At 62.0% G+C, this 16,021-nt stretch carries 13 protein-coding genes and 1 tRNA gene; 8 read left to right on the top strand and 6 right to left on the bottom strand.

Translation table 11 applies throughout. The annotated features are described in order from the left end of the window. The first annotated feature begins 76 nt into the window (after positions 1 to 76). Complete coding sequence (locus PAQ31011_RS26315; protein ID WP_174989937.1) at positions 77 to 2,545, top strand: cation:proton antiporter domain-containing protein; 2,469 nt, start codon at positions 77 to 79, stop codon at positions 2,543 to 2,545. A gap of 80 nt (positions 2,546 to 2,625) precedes the next feature. Here the strand turns inward: PAQ31011_RS26315 and PAQ31011_RS04880 are convergent, their stop codons facing one another. After that, positions 2,626 to 3,525: a pirin family protein gene (locus PAQ31011_RS04880; protein WP_150574699.1), complete on the bottom strand. Its 900-nt coding sequence runs from the start codon at positions 3,523 to 3,525 to the stop codon at positions 2,626 to 2,628. A 219-nt stretch (positions 3,526 to 3,744) separates the two neighbouring features. Between PAQ31011_RS04880 and greB the strand changes: the two genes are divergently transcribed. Beyond that, positions 3,745 to 4,305, top strand: coding sequence for a transcription elongation factor GreB (gene greB / locus PAQ31011_RS04885; RefSeq protein ID WP_150574700.1), 561 nt, complete (start codon positions 3,745 to 3,747; stop codon positions 4,303 to 4,305). A gap of 74 nt (positions 4,306 to 4,379) precedes the next feature. Here the strand turns inward: greB and PAQ31011_RS04890 are convergent, their stop codons facing one another. The 4 genes from PAQ31011_RS04890 to PAQ31011_RS04905 all read right to left on the bottom strand — a co-directional run bounded on the left by PAQ31011_RS04890 (position 4,380) and on the right by PAQ31011_RS04905 (position 8,770). Beyond that, on the bottom strand, positions 4,380 to 6,800 hold the full coding sequence (locus PAQ31011_RS04890) for a RelA/SpoT family protein (RefSeq protein WP_150574701.1): 2,421 nt from the start codon (positions 6,798 to 6,800) through the stop codon (positions 4,380 to 4,382). 60 nt (positions 6,801 to 6,860) lie between these two features. Beyond that, positions 6,861 to 7,067: a DNA-directed RNA polymerase subunit omega gene (gene rpoZ / locus PAQ31011_RS04895; protein ID WP_039397582.1), complete on the bottom strand. Its 207-nt coding sequence runs from the start codon at positions 7,065 to 7,067 to the stop codon at positions 6,861 to 6,863. Positions 7,068 to 7,157: 90 nt separating this feature from the next. Beyond that, on the bottom strand, positions 7,158 to 7,835 hold the full coding sequence (gene gmk, locus PAQ31011_RS04900; protein WP_150574702.1) for a guanylate kinase: 678 nt from the start codon (positions 7,833 to 7,835) through the stop codon (positions 7,158 to 7,160). Positions 7,836 to 7,840: 5 nt separating this feature from the next. Continuing rightward, entirely contained in the window at positions 7,841 to 8,770 is a 930-nt protein-coding gene (locus tag PAQ31011_RS04905; RefSeq protein WP_174989939.1) for a YicC/YloC family endoribonuclease, read from the bottom strand. A 212-nt stretch (positions 8,771 to 8,982) separates the two neighbouring features. On the opposite strand from PAQ31011_RS04905, the gene rph reads away from it, so the two are divergent. The 3 genes from rph to hemW are packed head-to-tail and all read left to right on the top strand — an operon-like array spanning position 8,983 to position 11,557. Continuing rightward, positions 8,983 to 9,711, top strand: coding sequence for a ribonuclease PH (rph, locus tag PAQ31011_RS04910; RefSeq protein ID WP_150574703.1), 729 nt, complete (start codon positions 8,983 to 8,985; stop codon positions 9,709 to 9,711). A gap of 2 nt (positions 9,712 to 9,713) precedes the next feature. After that, positions 9,714 to 10,331, top strand: coding sequence for an RdgB/HAM1 family non-canonical purine NTP pyrophosphatase (gene rdgB, locus PAQ31011_RS04915; RefSeq protein WP_150574704.1), 618 nt, complete (start codon positions 9,714 to 9,716; stop codon positions 10,329 to 10,331). 5 nt (positions 10,332 to 10,336) lie between these two features. Beyond that, positions 10,337 to 11,557 (top strand): radical SAM family heme chaperone HemW, encoded by a 1,221-nt coding sequence (hemW, locus tag PAQ31011_RS04920; RefSeq protein WP_150574705.1) that lies wholly within the window; start codon positions 10,337 to 10,339, stop codon positions 11,555 to 11,557. Positions 11,558 to 11,632: 75 nt separating this feature from the next. On the opposite strand, the gene PAQ31011_RS04925 is transcribed toward hemW, so the two are convergent. Next, positions 11,633 to 13,393 (bottom strand): acyl-CoA synthetase, encoded by a 1,761-nt coding sequence (locus tag PAQ31011_RS04925; protein ID WP_150574706.1) that lies wholly within the window; start codon positions 13,391 to 13,393, stop codon positions 11,633 to 11,635. 320 nt (positions 13,394 to 13,713) lie between these two features. Here PAQ31011_RS04925 and PAQ31011_RS04930 point away from each other — a divergent pair. The 3 genes from PAQ31011_RS04930 to PAQ31011_RS04945 all read left to right on the top strand — a co-directional run bounded on the left by PAQ31011_RS04930 (position 13,714) and on the right by PAQ31011_RS04945 (position 15,810). Beyond that, positions 13,714 to 13,803, top strand: a tRNA-Ser gene (locus tag PAQ31011_RS04930). A gap of 647 nt (positions 13,804 to 14,450) precedes the next feature. After that, complete coding sequence (locus PAQ31011_RS04940) at positions 14,451 to 14,867, top strand: DUF6088 family protein (protein WP_150574708.1); 417 nt, start codon at positions 14,451 to 14,453, stop codon at positions 14,865 to 14,867. Beyond that, positions 14,839 to 15,810: a nucleotidyl transferase AbiEii/AbiGii toxin family protein gene (locus PAQ31011_RS04945; RefSeq protein ID WP_150574709.1), complete on the top strand. Its 972-nt coding sequence runs from the start codon at positions 14,839 to 14,841 to the stop codon at positions 15,808 to 15,810. Before PAQ31011_RS04940 ends, PAQ31011_RS04945 begins: the two co-directional genes overlap by 29 nt. The last annotated feature ends 211 nt before the right edge of the window (positions 15,811 to 16,021 follow it).

Raw genomic sequence — 16,021 nt, forward strand, 5'->3', positions numbered from 1 at the left:
CGGCCGTTACGCATAGAAAACAGCCGCCAGCTTGAAGCATGGTAATCGCAAAGTCCAACGACGGGCAGGGAGGCACATGCACGCAGGCCACGGCACGGCGATCTTCTTTACCCAACTTCTCTTGCTGGTGCTCGTCGGCCGTCTGCTCGGCGAGGTCATGCAACGGCTGCGTCAGCCGGCCGTCATGGGCCAGTTGCTCGCGGGGGTGCTGCTCGGCCCGTCCATCTTCGGCGCGCTGATGCCCGCCTGGCAACACGCCGTCTTCCCCGACAACGAAGCGCAGAAAAAGATGCTCGACGCCGTCTCAGAACTGGGCGTGCTACTGCTTTTGCTGTCCACGGGGCTGGAGACGGATCTGGGGCTTGTGCGACGCATGAAGCGCATGGCCATCTTCGCGTCGGCGGGCGGCATGCTGATTCCGTTCGCCTGCGGCTTCGCACTCGGGTGGCATCTACCCGACAACCTGCTGCCGCATCCGGAAGCGCGGCTCGTCACATCGCTCTTTCTCGGCACGGCGCTGTCGATTTCGTCCGTCAAGGTCGTGGCGATGGTCATTCGCGAAGTCGACTATCTGCGGCGCAACATCGGCCAGATCATTCTCGCCGCGGCCATTCTCGACGACACCACCGGTTGGATCGTCATCGCCGCCATCGCGGGCCTTGGCGCGAGCGGTTCGGTCGACCTCGGCCATCTGACGTTCAGCCTCGGCGGCACGCTGCTGTTCATTGTGTTGTGCTTTACCGTCGGCAAGCGCGCCGTGGCGGTGGCCATTCGCTGGACTAACGACCGCTTCACCGTCGAAATGCCGGTGCTCAGCGCGATTCTCGTCATCACCTTCGTGCTCGCGCTCGCGACCGACAGACTGGGCGTGCACACGGCGCTGGGCGCGTTCATGGCCGGGGTGATGATCGGCCAGTCACCCATTCTGAGCGAACAGATCGAAGCGCAGTTGCGCGGGCTGATCGTGGCCCTCTTTGCGCCCGTGTTCTTCGGCGTGGCGGGCTTGTCGGTGGACCTGACGATTCTGCTCGACTGGCGAATGCTCGGGCTGGTGGCCGGATTGATCCTGATCGCGAGCATCGGCAAGTTCACGGGATGCTTTATCGGCGGACGCCTGGGTGGCATGTCCTCTGCGGAAGCGCTTGCGCTGGCCACCGGCATGAACGCGCGCGGGTCGACCGAGATCATCGTCGCGAGTATCGGGTTATCGTTGGGCGTGCTGAGCAAGGATCTGTTCACCATGATCGTCATCATGGCGCTCATCACCACACTCATCATGCCGCCGGTGTTGCGCCGCGCGCTCGTGCGAATTCCGCTATCCGCAGAGGAGAAAGCGCGGCTTGAGAAAGAAGCCGCCGAGGAAAAGGACTTCCTGCCGAACGTCGAGCGCATTCTGACTGCGGTCGACGGCAGCGCCAACGGGCGCTTCGCCGCGTGGATCGCAGGACTCACGGCCGGTGTACGGGGCACGCTGACCACCGTGCTCGCTCCGGCTCCGGCCCCTGCTCCGACCGACGACAGCGCCGCCGTCGACGCGGGTGAATGCGCTGGCCTCGACGCCTACGAGATCGCCCTTGGCGCTGCAACGCACGCCGTGAGTCGCGCGCCGGGCACACCGGGCGTGGAGGAAGACAAACCCGTCAAACCGAGCGAGAAGGCGCGCGAGGCCGCACGTCTGGTGCTGCGCGAGCGCACGGGCAAAGCGCCGCAGAAAACGCCGGAATTGCCGCATGGCCCCGTGAAGGAAAGTAACGACAAGGCACCGGATGACGAAACGTCTTCCAACAACGTCCCGAAGCACGAGCCGGTCGGCGAAGCGCACGACGATAAGCGCGTGAGCGAGGCGAAGGAGGAAGGCGAATTCGTCGCAGACGATCCGTCCGACACCGCGCGCGAACAGGAAGCCGCACAGCCGGAGAGCAGCGACGAAGCGGTGCGCATCTCCGACGAAATCGCTAAGGGCTACGGCTTTGTCATCGCCGGATTCGACGCGCCGGGCGAGGAATCGGACTCGGACGTCCCCCCGCTCCCCTTGCCTACCGGCGTGCTGCCGCTGACCAAAGCGTTCGACGGGGCCATCGCCATCGTGCTCGCGCATGGCGACCACGCGCGCCAACCGGATGCCCCGCTCAACATCCTCGTGCCGGTCTCGGGCACCGACTACTCGCGCCACGCGGCCGAACTGGCGATTACGCTCGCGCGCGCGGCGAACGCGCCGGTCACAGCGCTGCATGTCTCGGCGCGCGTGGCACCGGGCATGCTGCACCGCCGGTGGCGTCCGCGCGTGCTGCGTCCGGACGCCGCCGAAGCCGCTATGCTGGAGAACCTGCACTCGCTGGCCGAGCGAAACGGTGTAAAGCTACGCACACGTCTGCTCGCGGGCGGCAAGGTCGACGACGCCATCCTGCATCAGATCCACCACGGCAAACACAACCTGCTCGTGCTCGGCGTGCAACCGCGCTTCGGCGACCGGCTCAACTTCGGTGCCGTCTCCCATCGTTTGCTGGAAGAGCGTCATTGTTCCGTGATCGTGCTCAGTGCCTGACGCGTCAGGGCATCCCAAATGAAAAACGCCTGTTGCGGGAGACCGTCAACAGGCGTTTTTCACGCTTCCTGCGCTGAAACTCAGTTCGCCGACGGTTTGCGCTCCGGCAGCGGAATCCATTCCGTCTCACCGGGCACCTTGCCCATTTCCTGCGCCGTCCAGGCGGCCTTGGCCTGTTCGATGCGCTCGCGGCTCGACGACACGAAGTTCCAGAAGATGAAGCGTTCGCCATCAAGCGGCGCGCCGCCCAGCAGCATCAGCCTTGCGGGCCGATCACCGGCCACGATGCGAACGTCGCCGCCCGGCGCGAGCACACCCATCCGATGCTCCGGCAGCGCCTCGTCGTTCACCGTCACCTCGCCCTGCACCGTGTAGACGGCACGCTCGGCGTACTCCGGCGGCAGCACGAACGCCGCGCACGGTTCCATTTCGACCGCGAGATAGAAGATCGGCGAGAACACTTTCACCGGAGCCTTCTCGCCGAACGCTTCACCGAGGATCAGACGCATATGCACGCCCGGCAGGAAGATGTCCGGCAGCGACGACGCCTCGTGATGCGCAAACGACGGCGCGGTCTCCTCATCGGCCTGCGGCAACGCGACCCACGTCTGAATGCCGTGAACGTCGCCGCCACGCTCGCGCACGTCGTCCGGCGAGCGTTCCGAATGCACGATGCCGCGCCCGGCCGTCATCCAGTTCACCGCGCCCGGCGTAATGCGCTGATCGCTGCCGAGACTGTCGCGGTGCCAGATTTCGCCATCGAACAGATAGGTGACGGTCGCCAGCCCGATGTGCGGGTGCGGACGCACGTCCAGCCCCACACCGGGCGGCAGCGTTGCAGGCCCCATGTGATCGAAGAAAATAAACGGTCCGACGGTCTTGAACGGCAGGCTCGGCAGACTGCGCTGCACGGTGAAAGCGCCGATATCGCTCAGATGCGGCTTGAGCACGGCAAGGAAGGGACTCGTGGAATCGGTCATGGCGCGGTTCTCCTGCGTTCGACACTTGCGATGAAGTGTGGCGTTCATGTGGGGTGCTGTCGCCCGATTGTAGAGGACATTGCGGGCGCACTCCATGACACCTGAGGATGATGGCCGCCATTGCGAAAATGGGGTGGCGCGCATGTTCCTGCGACATCGCTCCTATAATGCAGGGATTGTCTAACGCTTTTGGCTCGCGCGCGTCGCGGGCATCGACTTATGAACAAGGCCTTCGTCAAGGAAGATAACGGCGACGACGATGACGATCTCGACGCAGGTGCGCCGGAGATTCCTGCGGGCACCAAGAACTACATCACGCCCACAGGCTACCGTCGTCTGAAGGATGAGATGCTGGATCTCATCGATAATCAGCGCCCTGAAGTGGTGAAGATCGTGTCGTGGGCGGCGTCCAACGGCGACCGTTCGGAGAACGGCGATTACATCTACGGCAAACGACGTCTGCGTGAGATTGACCGGCGTATTCGCTTTCTGACGAAGCGTCTGGATAACGCGGAAGTGGTGGACACGCGTCGTCAGGAGAACGTCGATCAGGTGTTTTTCGGTGCGGAAGTCACTTATGCGGACGGCCGCGGCGACGAGCACACGATCATGATCGTCGGCATCGACGAAGTGGACCTCGACCGTGGGCACGTGAGCTGGATTTCGCCCATCGCCCGTGCCATCACAAAATCGAAAATCGGCGACACCGTGCCGTTGCGCACCCCGGCCGGGCTCGATCAGATCGAGATTCTCGACGTGCGCTACCCGCCGTCCGAGTAAGCGCACCGCGCGCCCCTCGGCACCATGCAAAACGCCTCCCGAGGGAGGCGTTTTCATTTCATCGATGCCGCGAATCAGTAGTTGCCGCGTTCGCGCGAAATGCGCATGGCGTGATTGGCTTGACCATCGTCCTGATGCCGCTCGCTCGGACGCTCGCGCGCCACGCGCATGACGTCCGGATTCACACGGATGCGGCGCATCACGTTAGCCAGATGCACGCGGTCGCTCACCTGAATGAGGAAGCGTAGCGTGGCGGATTCGTCCGGCACCACTTCATCCATCCCGATGTGCACGATGTTCGCGTCGGACGCCGTGATATCGGCCGCCACACGCGAGAACACGCCACGGTTGTGGCGCACGAGCACCTTGATGCCGACGTCGAACAGACGCCCCGGCTGCGGTGCCCACGCCACGTCGATCCAGCGCGTCGGATCCTTGCGATGGATGCGTCGTGCGACCGGGCAGTCCGTGGTGTGGATCGCCATGCCCAGCCCGATGCCGATGTAGCCCATGATGGCGTCGCCCGGAATCGGACGGCAGCACGCCGAGAACTGCACCGACATGCCTTCCGTGCCCGTGATGAGCACCGGCGGGCCGACGGTCTCGTCGCCCGTACGCGGCGAATCGGGATCGTCCGGGCTGTCGTCGTTCTCGCCTTCCTTGCCCGACAGCAGCACCGCGAGGCGCTTGGCCATGACGGCCGCGACACGACGTCCCAGACCGATGTCGGCAAAGATGTCCTGACGATCCTTGTTGCCCGTCCACTGCGCGAGCTTGTCCCAGACCTCCGGCGAGATCTCGCTCATCGTCAGGCCGTAGCCCTTGAGCGCCTGTTCGACCAGACGCTCGCCAAGCTGCACCGACTCGGCGAAGCGCATCGTCTTGAGGTAATGACGAATGGCCGAGCGCGCCTTGCCGGTACGCACGAAGCCGAGCCACACCGGGTTCGGCTTCGAATACGGCGCGGTAATGACTTCCACGATGTCGCCGTTCTTCAGTTCGGTACGAAGCGGCAACAACTCGTTGTTGATCTTGACGGCCACGCACTGGTTGCCCAGATCGCTGTGGACCGAATAGGCGAAGTCGAGCGCCGTCGCACCGCGCGGCAGCGCCATGATGCGCGCCTTGGGCGTGAAGACGTAGACGGCGTCGGGGAACAGGTCGATCTTGACGTGTTCGAGGAACTCGGTGGAGTCGCCCGTCTCGCTCTGAATATCGAGCAGCGACTGGAGCCACTGGTGTGCGTGCTTCTGAACGTCGTTCATGTCCGCGCCGCCGTTCTTGTACAGCCAGTGCGCGGCCACGCCCGCTTCCGCAATCTCATGCATGCGGCGCGTGCGAATCTGGAATTCGATGGGCGTGCCGAAGGGACCGACGAGCGTCGTGTGCAACGACTGATAGCCGTTGACCTTCGGAATCGCGATGTAATCCTTGAATTTGCCCGGTACGGGCTTGTAGAGCGCGTGCAGCACGCCGAGCGCGAGATAACACTGCGCGTTCGACTCGACGACGACACGGAAGCCATAGACGTCCAGCACCTGCGAGAACGACAACTGCTTTTCCTGCATCTTCGTATAGATGCTGAAGAGCGTCTTCTCGCGGCCGAAGACATCGGCACTGACTTCGCCGTCTTTCAGGGCTTTCTCGACGGCGTCGAGAATCTTGCCGACCACCTCGCGCCGGTTGCCGCGCGCGGCCTTCACGGCCTTGTCGAGCACAGCGTAACGACGCGGATGGTAATTCGCGAAGCTCAGATCCTGAAGTTCGCGATAGGTGTTGTTCAGGCCGAGGCGGTGCGCAATCGGCGCGTAGATGTCGAGCGTTTCGCGCGCCACGCGGCGCTGCTTTTCGGTCGACGTCACGCCCAGCGTGCGCATGTTGTGCAAGCGGTCGGCCAGCTTGACGAGAATGACGCGCACGTCGCGCGCCATCGCCAGCAGCATCTTGCGGAAGCTTTCGGCTTGTGCCTCTTCCCGGCTGCTGAACTCCATCTTGTCGAGTTTCGACAGGCCGTCGACCAGTTCGGCGACCTTCGGCCCGAATCGCTCGGCGAGTTCGGCCTTGGTCACGCCCTGGTCTTCCATCACGTCATGCAACAGCGCAGCCATGATCGACTGTGCGTCGAGTTTCCACTCGGCACAGATCTCGGCAACCGCTACGGGATGGGTGATGTAAGGCTGTCCACTCTGACGATACTGACCCAGGTGGGCCTCGTCGCTGAACTGGAAGGCTTCTTTGATTTGCGCGAGGTCGCTTTCCTTGAGGTACTCCCCAAGCATGCCCTTGAGACGGGCGATCGAAACGACCTCGTGTTTGCGCGGCTGCTCAGGCGTTGCCGTCGGACCGAAGAGGTGCCGATAGGACTGCTCCAGCAGCGCGTCGATGTACTGGCGCGTGGCGCTCTCACCCTTTTTCTTCTTGCGTTCGGGCTTGGGCTCCCCCGCTTTGGGTTCATCCGCTGCGATGGACGTGGCCGGTGATTTCGCATGACTCATACATGTACCTGCTTCGTCGAGCGGCCCGGAACGTCACATCGCATCAGTGCTGTCTCCCGATCAGAGCGGCACTTTCTTGAGCATCTCGATGCCCACCTGGCCGGCTGCGATTTCGCGCAACGCGACGACGGTCGGCTTGTCCTTGTTGTTCTCGAGCTTCGGCGTATGACCTTGCGCCAGTTGGCGGGCGCGGTAGGTCGCGGCGAGTGCGAGCTCGAAGCGATTCGGAATTTGTTTCAGGCAATCTTCAACGGTAATTCGGGCCATAAGGAGGTTCCTTCTCAATATAAGGCGTATTCTATCGCAGCCGGCGCGCGCTCGCGCAAAACACGAGCGCTGCCAACGAATGCGACGGTGTTACTCGTGATCGTTCGGCGCGTGGATATCCAGATCGGTGAACAACGTCTTGTGCCGCGCATACTGCGAAGCAAAGCGCAGACGCACCGCAGTGAACACCGATTGCAATTGATCCAGCGCGCGCTGGAATTCGTCATTGATGATGATAAAGTCCGCTTCCGGCGCGTGGGCAATCTCGCCACCGGCGGCCAGCAAGCGACGTGCAATGACCTTCGGCTCGTCCGTCCCGCGCTTCTTCAGGCGCTCTTCCAGCGCTTCGATGGACGGCGGCAGAATGAAAATACCGACCGCATTCGAGAAGCGCTTGCGCACCTGCTGCGCGCCCTGCCAGTCGATTTCCAGCAGCACGTCACGGCCTTCGCGCATCTGCTCTTCGATCCACACGCGCGACGTGCCGTAATAGTTGCCGTGCACCTCGGCGCTTTCCAGAAACTCGCCACGCTTGCGGCGTTCGAGAAACTGTTCGACCGAGATGAAGTTGTAATGCACGCCTTCTTCTTCGTTGGCGCGCGGTGCTCGCGTCGTGCAGGAAATCGACAGACGAACGTCGCTATCCTGCGCGAGCAGCGCGTTGACGAGCGTGGACTTGCCCGCGCCCGAAGGGGCCACCACCATGAACAGATTGCCGGGATACTCGGCATGCAAGGCGGGTTGCGGGGCGTGTGATTGCGGGGACATACGACTTACTCCAGATTCTGCACTTGCTCGCGCATCTGCTCGATGTAGAGCTTGAGCTCCATCGACGCATCGGCGAGTTCCTTCGAGGCTGCCTTCGAGCCGAGCGTATTCGCTTCGCGATTAAGCTCCTGCATCATGAAGTCGAGCCGTTTGCCGACCAGTCCTCCTTTATCGAGGATGTGGCGGGTTTCCTTCAGGTGGGCGTCGAGTCGCGTGAGTTCTTCCGCAACGTCGATGCGCACGCCGTACATCGTCACTTCCTGACGAATGCGTTCTGCGACTTCTTCCTTGCTCGGTGCTGCCGAGCCTTCCGGCACGACCACGCCCAGCGCTTCTTGCAGACGATCGACGATCTTCTGCTGATGGCGCGCGATCAGATCCGGCACGAGCGGTTGCAGGCCCGTGAGAATCGTCTCCATCTTCTCGATGCGCTCGATCAGGCTGGCCTTGAGCTGCGCGCCTTCGCGACGACGCACGTCGACCAGATCGCCGATCGCGGCACGACCGGCATCGATCACCGCATCACGCAGGGCTTCGGCCGTCACCGACTCTTCGCCGAGCACGCCCGGCCAGCGCAGGATTTCACCCGTGCGCATGCGTTCGGCATCGGGGAAATGAACGAGGACTTGCTGTTCGAGATCGGCGAGTTGCTTGACGGCGTCGAGATTGAGCGCACCGTTGGTGCCGCTCTCGGGACGTTGCACGTTGATGCGGATATCGACCTTGCCGCGCGAGAGCTTGGCAGTCAGCGATTCACGCAGCGACGGCTCGCACGCACGCGCCTCTTCGGGCATGCGGAATGCCAGATCGAGGAAGCGCGAATTGACCGTGCGCAATTCGACCGACACGCTCGCGCCTGCGGCTCCATCGGCATGCGCAATGTCGCGCGTGACGCTGGCGTAGCCGGTCATACTGTAGATATTGTTGTCTTTCATCGGGGTGACCGTTACCACAGCGCCGTGACACTTTTTCAGCGTAGCGATGCAGCAGCCGGTTTCGCATGCAATGGATGAAACGGGATTATCGCATTTTCCGGCCCGAGGCTCCTGAATCCGCGCACGACACCGGCGCGCGCCGCCAAGCTTTCGGCGTTTAGCGATACCATTCGGGTATTGCCGCATAAATTCACCTCGCAGGACATTCATCCATGACGCAAATCACCCGCCCGGACGGCCGTGCGCAAGACGCATTGCGCCCCGTGCGCATCACCCGCCAATACACCCGTTACGCCGAAGGCTCCGTGCTGATCGAGTGCGGCGAGACCAAGGTCATCTGCACGGCCAGCGTCGAAGAGAAAGTGCCGGGTTTCCTGCGCGATTCGGGCCAGGGCTGGCTCACCGCCGAATACGGCATGCTGCCGCGCGCCACGCACACCCGTGGCGACCGCGAAGCTGCACGCGGCAAGCAAAGCGGACGCACGCAAGAAATTCAACGTCTGATCGGCCGCTCGCTGCGCGCCGTTTTCGACCTCGAGAAATTCGGGCCGCGCACCATTCAGATCGACTGCGACGTCATTCAGGCCGACGGTGGCACGCGTTGCGCCTCGATCACCGGCGCTTTCGTCGCCGCGCATGATGCCGTCTCAAAGCTCATCGCCGATGGCAAGCTCGAAGCATCGCCGATCCGCGCACACGTGGCGGCCGTCTCGGTCGGGCTGTACCAGGGACAGCCCGTGCTCGACCTGGACTATGTCGAAGACTCGGCCTGCGACACCGACATGAACGTCATCATGACGAGCGAAGGCGGTTTCGTCGAAATTCAGGGCACGGCCGAAGGCGCACCGTTCACGCGCGCCCAGAGCAATGTGTTGCTCGACCTGGCCGACGCCGGCATCCGTCAGCTGATCGACGCGCAGAAGCGCGCGCTGGGAGTCTGACGATGGCCATGCAGAAGATCGTGCTGGCGTCGAACAACCCGGGCAAGCTGCGCGAGTTCGCGTCGTTGTTCGCGCCGCTCGGCATCGAGCTGGTGCCGCAGGGCATGCTCGGCGTGTCCGAGGCCGAAGAGCCGCACGTCACTTTCATCGAGAACGCGTTGGCGAAGGCGCGTCACGCGGCGGCTGCGACCGGCCTGCCCGCGCTCGCCGACGACTCCGGCCTGTGCGTGCCGATCCTCGGCGGTGCCCCTGGCGTGTATTCCGCGCGCTATGCCGCGCGCGCCGGCCGTGAGAAGTCGGATGCCGCGAACAACCGTCACCTGATCGAGCAACTGGCCCCGCATGCCGACACGCCGGGGTATCGCGACGCGTATTACTTCGCGGCGCTCGTGCTCGTGCGTCACGCGGAAGATCCGCAGCCGATCATCGCCGAGGGGCGCTGGGACGGCGAGATTGTGGACGACGCACGTGGCGCGCATGGCTTTGGCTACGATCCGCACTTCCTCATCCGCTCGTTGAATCAGACGGCTGCCGAACTCGATCCCGCCGTGAAGAACGCCCATAGCCACCGCGCTCGCGCATTGCGCGTGCTGCTGGAAAAGCTGGGGCGGGAGGCGTAAGTCGTATGAGTGAATCCACGTTGCCCGTGCAGAACTTTCTGCGGCCCGGCAAGATCAGTTTGCCGGCCTTGCCGCCGATGTCGCTGTACGTGCATTTCCCGTGGTGCGTGCGCAAGTGCCCCTACTGCGATTTCAACTCGCACGAGTGGCGCGGCGAAGGCGGCGCGCAGGCGTTTCCCGAGCAGGCTTATCTGGATGCGTTGCGTCAGGATCTCGAACAGGCGTTGCCGCTGGTGTGGGGACGTCCGGTGCATACGGTCTTCATCGGTGGCGGCACGCCGAGTCTGCTGTCGGCAGCCGGCCTGGATCGTCTGCTCTCGGATCTGCGCGCCCTGCTGCCGCTCGACGCCGATGCCGAAATCACGATGGAAGCCAACCCCGGCACGTTCGAAGCTGACAAATTCCGTAGCTTCCGGGCGAGCGGGATCAACCGGCTGTCCATCGGCATCCAGAGCTTCAACAGCGAGCATTTGAAGGCGCTCGGCCGCATTCACGATGGCGACGAAGCCCGTCATGCCATTGAGATCGCGCAGGCGAACTTCGACAACTTCAACCTCGACCTGATGTTTGCGCTGCCGAATCAGACGCTCGCGCAATGTCAGCAGGATGTGGAGACGGCGATTTCGTTCGCGCCGCCGCATCTGTCGCTGTATCACCTCACGCTCGAACCCAACACGCAGTTCCACAAATATCCGCCGACGGTGCCGGACGACGACACGTCGGCCGACATGCAGGACTGGATTGCCGAACGAACGGCGGCCGCGGGTTACGGACGCTACGAGGTGTCGGCGTACGCCCAGCCGCACCGACGCGCCAAGCACAATCTGAATTATTGGGAGTTCGGCGACTACCTTGGCATTGGTGCGGGCGCACACAGCAAGATTTCGTTCCCGCATCGCGTGCTGCGTCAGGTGCGTCATAAGCATCCGCAGCGATTTATGGAAGCGGCGGCTGCCGGTAACGCAGTGCAGGAAGAGCGCGAAGTCGATGCGCGTGATTTGCCGTTCGAATTCATGCTGAACGCGTTGCGTCTGACCGATGGCGTGAAGAGCGAGCTGTTCGCCGACCGCACCGGGTTGCCCATGGCGAAGATCGCCAAAGCGCTCGCTGCTGGCGTCGAAAAGGGCTTGCTGGTCGACGATCCGCAACGGATCGCCCCGACCGAGTTGGGACAGCGCTTCCTCAACGACCTGCAAGGGATGTTTCTGGAAGGCGACAAGAAGTAGTCGGCCTTCGACGATGCAAATGAAAACGGCGGGACATCATCCGGATGTCCCGCCGTTTTTTCTATCGCCTTCGCCCTACCCCAGCGCCGCCCCCATCTCCCTCAGTGCCTTGCGGATGATCTTGCCGGTGACGGTCATCGGCAGCTCGGGCAGGAAAACGACCTTACGCGGATATTCGTGCGCAGCGAGACGGTGTTTGACGAAGTCCTGTATCTCCTTCGCCAGCGCATCCGACGGCTCATGCCCTTCGCGCAGCACGACGAACGCCTTCACGATCTCGGTACGCAGGTCGTCGGGTTCACCGACAACGGCCGCAAACTGCACAGACGGATGCCGGATCAGGCAGTCCTCGATCGGCCCGGGCCCGATGCGATAGCCAGCGCTGGTAATGACGTCATCCGAGCGTCCGGTGAACGTGATGTACCCATTCTCGTCGACAAATCCCGAATCGCCCGTGAGCAGGAAGTCGCCACGGTATTTGTCCATGGTGGCGTCCGGGTTATGCCAGTAGCCGAGGAACATGACCGGGTTGGGTCGTGCGATGGCGATGTTGCCCACGGAACCTGTGGGTAACGGCGTGCCGTCGTCATCGACGATGGTGACGTCATGCCCGCGCACGGCGCGTCCGATGGCACCGGGCAGCGCCGGGAATTCGGCGGCGCACGACGAGACGACCATGTTGCATTCCGTCTGCCCGTAGAACTCATTGATGTCGACGCCCAGATGCTCCCGTCCCCACGCCAGCAGTTCGGGGCCGAGCGACTCGCCGCCGCTCGCGACCGAGCGCAGTTGCAGCGGCCAATGGTCGCGCGGGGATGCCACGGTGCGCAGCATCTTGAGCGCGGTCGGCGGCAGGAACGTGTTGCGCACGCCGTGACGCGCCATCAGATCGAAGGCGGCCACCGGATCGAACTTTTCGAAGCGTCGCGACAGGACCGGCACACCGTGATGGAGCGCGGGCAGCAGGACGTCGAGCAGCCCGCCGATCCAGGCCCAGTCGGCGGGCGTCCAGATCAGATCGCCCTCCTGCGGGAATCCGTTGTGCGACGTCTCCACGCCCGGCAAATGCCCCAACAGCACCCGATGCGCATGCAGCGCACCCTTGGGTTTGCCCGTGGTACCGGAGGTGTAGATGATCACGGCCGGCGCGTCGGCGCGCGTCTGGACCGGTTCGAAGTGCGTATCGCGCGAGGCGATCGCCGGCCACAGTGCGAGCAATCCGTCTTCGGCAACGCCCCAGTCTTCATCATCGGCGACGTGATGGTGCGCTTCGGGCAGGTCGTCATGGACGACGTACACGAGCCGCAGGTCGGGCAACTCGGCGCGGATGTCGTCGATCTTGCCAATGCTGGCGAGATCGGTGACGAGCACGGCTGCGCCGGAGTTTTGCAGGCGGTAGGCGAGCGCTTCCGGGCCGAATAGCGTGAATAGCGGGACGGCAATCGCGCCGAGTTTGTAGGCGGCGACATGAGCGACGAGTGTGGCGGGCGACTGCGGCAGGAAGATGCCGATGCGGTCACCGGCCTTGACGCCGTTGGCGCGCCATTCATTGGCGAGTTGATTGGAGAGTTGTTTGAGGACGTCGAACGTGAGGCGCACGTGCGCGCCGTCTGCGCTTTCGTGGATGAGCGCGAGACGGTTGGAGCCGTCGGCCCACTTGTCGCAGACGTCGACGCCAATGTTGTAGAGCGTGGGGATCTGCCAGGTGAACGGCGCGGCAGCCGGGTTAGCGCTTGCCGCGTTTGTCGCGTTCTTGTTCGGCGCGTGGGTCACGCGCTCGCCACTGGCGTCATTTGACGTCTCTTGGGCGGGGGCACGGGAGGTGTCGGCATCCATGCGGTGTCTCCGGGTCATGTCTGGCCTCGCACGGTAACGCCGGGGGCGTACACCGCACGTCTTCAAGCATGATGCATGCCGGAAGATGACAAGACAAGGGGGATGGGGGGTAATCCTAGGAAATTAGCGGGGTGTGAGGCGATTTTGGTTGCGAGAAGGCTTCACATGGCGGGATGTGCAGGTATAATGCGCGCTGCCGTGCGGTACTGGCCTGCGTTGGGACGCAACGATCCCGATGCCGATTCCACCGGACCGCACGCATCTCAAGTCGTCCCCGGACGACATCCCAAGCCACGATCGAGCATCGTGCGCAACGCCCCGGAGGCGTGCCAGAGTGGTTTAATGGACCGGTCTTGAAAACCGGCGAAGGGGTAACCCTTCCGTGAGTTCGAATCTCACCGCCTCCGCCAGAATTTCTTGGTTATCACATTCAGCGACTACTAGTCGAGCCACTAGCACCTATAAATTTGGCTCATGCTGATGGAGAGTTTCCATGCTTGAAAGGTATCTAGGGAAATTCCGATATGCGTGAGCGTGTTTGCGAACTCATCAAGCATGTCTCGAACGCAGAGCGATGTTGGCGCGATATGGAGGACTTCACGGGAATTCCGTCGAAGCGATGGCAGAACGTCTCTCGAGGTCTTCAACGTCCGACGTCCGAGATGATTGAGGCAATAGGCCACGTGTGGCCCCAGTTCGCGTTCTGGCTAATAACAGGACGCACCGACGAATCTAGTGGACATATCTCGCCCACAGCGACGCATGCGGCGCAGGACTCTGGGAAAAAATGAGGAAGGCGGGGGGGGGGGTAATCGCAACAATGTGTGCCACCGAATCGATTCACTCTTCATTCCTGCCGCCCGTTGGTCCGTAGAGTCATGTTGGACTTTCCCATCTTGATGCCAATGTCCGGCCAGCTTCATACCATAAACGGTCAGACTTCCTCCACTTGCAGATATGTTGCCTGTGATACACTTGAAAAAATGAGCATCACCATATTGATTTATTCATACAAATCAATAAATTACAGCATCAACCGCAGCAAGAGGAGAGCACCATGAACTTGAAAGACAAACTGACATCGTCGCTTCGCAAGCGTAGGTCGGACGTCTTCTTGCGTGCCGACTTCGCAGGGCTGGGCAGCGAAGCCCAACTCAGCCGCGCGCTGCGAGAGCTCGTTGACGCCGGGACAATAGTCAAGCTTGGCGTCGGCGTGTATGCCAAGGCCAAACCCAGCGCGCTGTCCGGCAAACCAATCCCCGTGCGCCCGGTCGAAGTGCTCGCACCGCAGGTCTTCAAGCGGCTCGGTGTTAAGACATATCCGAGCCGGTTAGTCGCTGCCTACAACGCAGGCGCCACTACACAGTTGCCCGCGAACGTTGTCATCAACACCGGTAACCGCCGAATTGCTCGCAAACTTGGGTTCGGTCGGCAATTTATTCAGTATGAGAATAATTTCGAAAGCGCAATTTGAACTAATCGACGCATTAGTCGCTGAAGAAGATCTCGGCGGTATCTCAGCAGCGATCTTAGAGAAGGACATTCACGTTACCGACACGCTGCGCGCTCTGGCATCGCTGGAGCATAAGAACACTCGGTTGGTGTTCTGCGGTGGCACCAGCCTTTCGAAGGCACATCGTCTGATTCACCGGATGTCCGAAGACATCGACCTGAAGGTCGTGCTCTCGCCGGACACCGCACTTTCTCAAAATCAACTAAAAACGCATCTTTCAGCGCTGAAGAAGCAAGTGGCTGACTGCTTACACAAGTTAGGTTTTGCAGAAATCGCAGGTGAGGCAACAGCGCGAAACGCCAACAGGTACTTCGCCAGTGGTTGGCTGTACAAGGAGCAGTACGCTACCAATACCAGCCTGCGCCCGCACCTGAAACTCGAATTTACGACTCGAACGCCGTATTTCGCAACGTCCGAGCAGCCCCTCGGATATCTCGCCTATCAGTTGGCGAACAGAGACGCATCGGAGTTCACGATGTCGTGTGTGGCTATCGAAGAAACGCTAGCGGAAAAGGTCCTTTCGTTCCTCCGTCGATTTGCCGAGCATCGCGCTGAGAAGAGAAACGATTGGGACGACGCATTAGTCCGCCACATCTATGATGTGTGGTGCATCGTCAAAGAGGAACAAGCCGTGGCCCACCGAGCGGCCGAGCACTTCAATGACTTGGTTGCGTTTGATCAGGGCGAATTCACGCGTCACAAAGAGTTTTGCGAAGATCCCGCCGCGTGCATGAGCGTCGCATTGGAGGCGATTGGCAACGACAAGCAGACGGCCGAAGAATACGCGACGAAGCTCATCCCTCTGATCTATGGGAACGACAAACCGACCTTCGTCGAGGCATTCGGCGTATTCAAAGGTGTTGGGCAGAAGCTACTCAACACGATACCGCGCGCACACGTTTAAGGTGACGCCGCATCTTTCATGTGCGTCGACAAAGCTAAGGGGACTTCGATCCCCTTTTTGACGTCCAGCACTCTTAGAAAAGGACGTCCCGGTTGCCCCTCGAACATCAACAATCCCTGCTCCGCAACGCCCTCCCCACTTCCAATAACCACGCGGGTTTCCGGCCGATCACATCCCGCCCACCTCGAAGCAAAATCCAACCTAACCAACG

It is taken from the genome of Pandoraea aquatica (assembly GCF_902459565.1).
GTDB lineage: Bacteria > Pseudomonadota > Gammaproteobacteria > Burkholderiales > Burkholderiaceae > Pandoraea > Pandoraea aquatica.

Excerpts from the sequence above, each read along its gene's own strand:
- PAQ31011_RS04905 (WP_174989939.1), bottom strand. The coding sequence starts at position 8,770 with ATGAAAGACAACAATATCTACAGTATGACCGGCTACGCCAGCGTCACG.
- gmk (WP_150574702.1), bottom strand. The coding sequence starts at position 7,835 with ATGTCCCCGCAATCACACGCCCCGCAACCCGCCTTGCATGCCGAGTAT.
- PAQ31011_RS04940 (WP_150574708.1), top strand. The coding sequence starts at position 14,451 with ATGAACTTGAAAGACAAACTGACATCGTCGCTTCGCAAGCGTAGGTCG.
- rdgB (WP_150574704.1), top strand. The coding sequence starts at position 9,714 with ATGGCCATGCAGAAGATCGTGCTGGCGTCGAACAACCCGGGCAAGCTG.
- PAQ31011_RS04945 (WP_150574709.1), top strand. The coding sequence starts at position 14,839 with ATGAGAATAATTTCGAAAGCGCAATTTGAACTAATCGACGCATTAGTC.
- PAQ31011_RS26315 (WP_174989937.1), top strand. The coding sequence starts at position 77 with ATGCACGCAGGCCACGGCACGGCGATCTTCTTTACCCAACTTCTCTTG.
- hemW (WP_150574705.1), top strand. The coding sequence starts at position 10,337 with ATGAGTGAATCCACGTTGCCCGTGCAGAACTTTCTGCGGCCCGGCAAG.
- PAQ31011_RS04890 (WP_150574701.1), bottom strand. The coding sequence starts at position 6,800 with ATGAGTCATGCGAAATCACCGGCCACGTCCATCGCAGCGGATGAACCC.
- rpoZ (WP_039397582.1), bottom strand. The coding sequence starts at position 7,067 with ATGGCCCGAATTACCGTTGAAGATTGCCTGAAACAAATTCCGAATCGC.
- PAQ31011_RS04925 (WP_150574706.1), bottom strand. The coding sequence starts at position 13,393 with ATGGATGCCGACACCTCCCGTGCCCCCGCCCAAGAGACGTCAAATGAC.
- rph (WP_150574703.1), top strand. The coding sequence starts at position 8,983 with ATGACGCAAATCACCCGCCCGGACGGCCGTGCGCAAGACGCATTGCGC.
- PAQ31011_RS04880 (WP_150574699.1), bottom strand. The coding sequence starts at position 3,525 with ATGACCGATTCCACGAGTCCCTTCCTTGCCGTGCTCAAGCCGCATCTG.
- greB (WP_150574700.1), top strand. The coding sequence starts at position 3,745 with ATGAACAAGGCCTTCGTCAAGGAAGATAACGGCGACGACGATGACGAT.